The organism is Candidatus Obscuribacterales bacterium, assembly GCA_036703605.1.
Taxonomy (GTDB): domain Bacteria; phylum Cyanobacteriota; class Cyanobacteriia; order RECH01; family RECH01; genus RECH01.
This window is the reverse complement of record DATNRH010000193.1, coordinates 1-4,613: the sequence shown is the minus strand read 5'-3', so window position 1 is coordinate 4,613 and position 4,613 is coordinate 1. Positions and strand designations below refer to the sequence as shown.

Sequence of the window (4,613 nt, the reverse complement as noted above, 5' to 3'; positions counted from 1 at the left end):
TCTCGGACGATGGCCTGGCCGTCTTTGATTTCGCCAATCAACACCACATCGGTGACGTTAACAAAGAGTCCGTTTTCCAGCACGCCGGGGATGTTATTAATCGTCACTTCCATCTCCGCTGGGTTAGCGATCGCTGCGAAGGTGACATCGAGTACCATGTTGCCTTGGTCGGTAATTACCGGGCCATCCTTCTTCACGCCCATCCGCAGCTCCACCGTTCCACCCAAGGCTTCTAGAGCACGGGTGACGGGAGCGATCGCCATGGGTAGCACTTCCACCGGCAGGGCAAAGGTGGTGCCTAGGGCAGTCACGAGCTTGGAGCTATCCACCACTACGATGAACAATTCGGCTAAGGAATCCACCACCTTCTCGCGAGTGTGGGCAGCACCACCGCCCTTGATCAAATTCTTTTGGGGATCGACTTCATCAGCCCCGTCAATGGCCACATCAATGCGATCGACTTCATCCAGGGTGGTGAGGGGAATGCCATACTGTTTTGCCAACACCGACGCTTGAAAGGAGGTGGGAATACCTTTAATGTCTTTCAGGTCGCCAGACTTAAGGCGATCGCCTAAGCGCTGGATGGCGTAGGCGGTGGTTGAACCGGTTCCTAAACCCACAATGGCCCCCGACTGCACGCGATCGGCGGCCGTGAAGCCAACCTGCTGTTTCATTAGCTTGACGGGATCTGTTCCTGACGACATAACACCTCTCCTATACCTTATGTCTACCTTATCGTTGCTGGCGATCGCCCCCTTGGACTATCTGCCTAGCACTACATAGCATGACGCAAAGTGTTCTCTTGGCCTAGTAGGACGAGGTGTTAGATTCTCGGCGTGGCTTGATCCCTTGAGTCTGCGGTTCACAATCAATCTGTGAGTTCATTTCTTTCGGCAAAACTATAACAGACCTATAATAAAATTCTGTTAATAAAATTCTGTTATAGTTTTGTTCTGATCCATGAAACAATCTTCTTCAGTTCCCACCTTTGACGTTATGCTTCTGCCTACACTTCAGGCACTGCAAAACTTAGGTGGATCTGGAACGATTGAAGAGATTTATGATCAAGTGGCTCAGTTGCTTAACTTACCTGATGACATTCTTGAAGTTCTCCATAGTAATACTGCAAGGAGTGAAGTTGAGTATCGTCTTGGGTGGAGTCGTACATATCTAAAAAAGTATGGGCTTCTACAAAATTCATCTCGTGGCGTTTGGTCATTGGTTTCAACATCTATAGACATCCAAACATTAGATGCTAAGACTATTGTTAAAGCTGTCCGAGATGCCGATAAGATTAAGCCTATCTCACCCAAGCTTTCCGATAACCTAGATGAACCAGATTTTTCTGTGGAAGAGTCAACTTGGCATCAACAGCTTCATCAATTGCTCTTGTCTCTAGAACCTTCCGCTTTTGAACGTTTAACCCAGCGACTTTTACGAGAGTCAGGCTTCATTCAAGTCCAGGTGACAGGTAAATCTGGTGATGGAGGCATTGATGGGGTTGGCATTGCCCGTATTAATGGCTTTCTCAGCTTTCATGTTCTTTTTCAGTGCAAGCGCTATCAAGGGTCGGTAACGGCGGCGCAAGTTAGGGACTTTCGCGGAGCTATGCAGGGGCGAACAGACAAGGGTTTGTTGATTACAACAGGTACGTTTACCAGAAGCGCTCTTCAAGAAGCAACGAGAGATGGAGCACCACCTATTGACCTAATAGATGGTGAACAGTTAATTCAGCGATTAAAAGATTTAGGGTTGGGTGTCAAAATTACGATGATTGAGTCTGTTGAAGTTGATGCAGAATGGTTCTCCCAGATTTGATGTCTGATGTAAGTAAGTGGACTCCATTAATGCAGCTAATTTACCGGGTTTCGATGTCGCTCAACCCTCTTCTCATATCAAATCCGGTTAGACACGCTATTTATTCCAGGCTGCGGTAGTCCCACATGTCTGTAGCCCCCTTAAGGGGGCAGCGAAGCGGGGGATCGAAAGCAGGATGTTACATTATGAACACTCAATTGGATTTGACATTAAAGACTGAAGTTCCATGACTGCAATTTTTCTGTAACCATCAAGAGACTGGAACAACAGGCTAGTTATGCTATAGTCAATAGCATCCACATTTAAGCTCTTATCTATATGCCGCCGTCTAGTCCATATCAGCCTGCTTTGCTACGAATACTGCATGGCTCAGTTGCAGTCTTAACGGTTCTTGCCTTGATGTCAGGTTTTTGGGTTTACAGTATCTACGATGGGCGTTGGGGCAATATTAGCTTACCTAAGCTAGAAGATAGCCAAGGTATTCATGGCACTATTGGACTAACCTTTTTGTTGATTCTTCCCATCTTTGCTCTGTACAGCTTTCATCTGGGATTCAATCGGCTAGGGCAAGAGCAATCCTTTAAAGAAGTCATTCAGGTTAATACACCTGTCGGCTGGATTTCCACGCATCGTCTTGCCAATACATTGATGTTGCTTGCCTCCACAGGTGCTGTGGTTACAGGACGCATGATGAAAGAAGAGTGGCTACCTGCAGGAGAAATCGATCATAGTTGGTACCTAGCTCACTTGGTAGCTTGGGCGGTGATGTTCTTTGCATTAGCATTGCATGTATTGCTTGGTATCAAGGTAGGAGGAGTGCCGTTGTTGTTGTCTATGTTTAAGATTAAAACTCGGGAGCAAGATAGTCCCCGTTCTTGGCTGCGAGGAATCAAGGTCAAACACTCTAGCCTAGTCTTAACAGTAACTGAGGCTGTCGTGATAGGCGGTATTATTGCGGCGTTTATTCTGCCGGTCTTTAATCTCTAATCTCAATCAAGATAGCCAAGATGCTTGTTGCCCCAGTTAGTTATCCGATTGTCGCGGAAAGAGATTACTGTGAGATTCAAGCTAAACTGATCAGATGTATGGCTTATCCTGGATAAATTTCTCTCCAGAACTTCTTGGCGTCCTACCTCGTGTGATGATAGCTATAGAGGTCTAGCCCGTAACAGTCATGAGTCTGGTTGATATGCATTCGATATAATATCTAAATTCTGGACTACGGTGGCGTGAACCTGCTTCACGACAGTATCCACCGTCACCGATCGCTCCTGTTGATACTCGTCCAACATATCTTTTAAGTTGTAGGGTTCTCCAACAGACACTTGGGCGATCCGGTGCCCCTTGGGTGGGGGTTGATCGATATTAAACACTTCGCGCTCTAGGCGGGTCAAGGTATCGAGAAAACGTTCGGGGGTTGGATATGTGCCGACATAGCCATCATAGATTGCATCAAAATTGAGCAGGCGAATCATGGTTTTTTCCACAAGACTGTAGCTCCAGTCCAGTTGCTGATCGATCGTGTCTGGCTGGGTGCGCAGCCGGTGCTGAATTTTGTAGACCCGTTCGCGCATGAGGTCTCCTGGTGCGGAGCTCATAGATAGCTGGCGCTCGCAGGATTCAAGCACCCGATGCTTTAAAACCTGAATGCGCTCGTTCCAGTCTGAATGCAGGGAATCGGGTGGAGTCAGACCATAGTCAGCTTCAATGGTGGTTAAAACCCGTTCAGCGATCGCCCTCAGACGCACATAGTGATCAGGTTGTGTATCTGGTTCATACATGATGCCAAAGTGAGCCTCTAGTCCCCGGAGCGATCGCTCAATAATCGGCTGGGTTTCATCGGTGTAGTGGTATTTGATGCTCACAGGAACCACATAGAGGTTAGGAATCGCCTCCTGGACCTTGGCATATTTGTTCAACGCTTGGAACGCCATATGAATGCCCCCGGATCGAAAGGGCATCACCGTATCATTTTGGAAGGAACAGCCACCTTCTGGAAAGATCACCAAATGGCAGGCTGGCTCAGCCAACAGCGCTAGAGTCTGGGCAATACTGGGGCGATCGGCTAAGCCCCGGCGAATAGAGTACATACCCAACTGCTGGAGCAGCCACCTTAGTCCCTTAGTTACGTAGTCTGACTGCGCCAAGCGGTGTAGGGGCTTGAAGCCTGCTGATATCAGAAACATGGTGCTGGGATTTTGGAAGGTTTCGTAGGCGGCCATGTAGTAAAACGATTGCTTTACCTTGGCCGACAGCATAAAGATCACCACAGGATCATGAAAAGTGGGATGGTTGGGAAGCAGGAGGACGCGATCGCCCTTGAGGTTGATTAAATGCTGCAGGTGTTCGGGCGCAACCTCTAGGTCAATCCAGTAAAGCCAGCGGGCTATCCATCCAGCATTCCACTGAATCAGGCGCACCAGCCATGGGCATAGCGTTGGCGGATAAAAGTCGGGAGAGGTCATAGCATGGTCGGTGGGATAGGAGCGATCGCCATCCTAGTCTGTCTGCCCGTTTAGGGATATACCATCTGTGGACACAAGAGTAAGATTGACGATATGCGTGTGAATAGCTTGAACTATAGCATCGAGAGGTTGATCCATCGTAATCACTAACGCTTCCTCCGGCTCCTCTAGGATGGCAAACTGGCTAGCTAGCAGATTTGCCTTCATAAAATGCTGGCTTCGCTGTTGCATCCGGTTGTAAATGACATCATAACTACCTTTTAGATAAACAATAGATAGGCAGCGGCAGCCTTGCTGGAGGCGATCGCGATAGGATTGCTTGAGGGCAGA

At 48.1% G+C, this 4,613-nt stretch carries 5 protein-coding genes; 2 read left to right on the top strand and 3 right to left on the bottom strand.

Annotated features, from left to right (window positions below; genetic code table 11):
- A partial coding sequence (gene rpiA, locus V6D20_04075; GenBank protein HEY9814969.1) for a ribose-5-phosphate isomerase RpiA occupies positions 1-704 on the bottom strand: 704 nt, incomplete at its 3' end.
- A 256-nt stretch (positions 705-960) separates the two neighbouring features.
- Here rpiA and V6D20_04070 point away from each other — a divergent pair.
- Positions 961-1,818, top strand: a complete 858-nt coding sequence (locus V6D20_04070; protein HEY9814968.1) for a restriction endonuclease — start codon at positions 961-963, stop codon at positions 1,816-1,818.
- Between the two features lie 318 nt (positions 1,819-2,136).
- Complete coding sequence (locus V6D20_04065) at positions 2,137-2,805, top strand: cytochrome b/b6 domain-containing protein (protein HEY9814967.1); 669 nt, start codon at positions 2,137-2,139, stop codon at positions 2,803-2,805.
- Positions 2,806-2,990: 185 nt separating this feature from the next.
- Here the strand turns inward: V6D20_04065 and V6D20_04060 are convergent, their stop codons facing one another.
- Both V6D20_04060 and V6D20_04055 read right to left on the bottom strand, forming a co-directional pair.
- Entirely contained in the window at positions 2,991-4,283 is a 1,293-nt protein-coding gene (locus V6D20_04060) for a lysophospholipid acyltransferase family protein (GenBank protein ID HEY9814966.1), read from the bottom strand.
- A gap of 33 nt (positions 4,284-4,316) precedes the next feature.
- On the bottom strand, positions 4,317-4,613 hold a 297-nt coding region (locus V6D20_04055; protein ID HEY9814965.1), incomplete at its 5' end, for a hypothetical protein.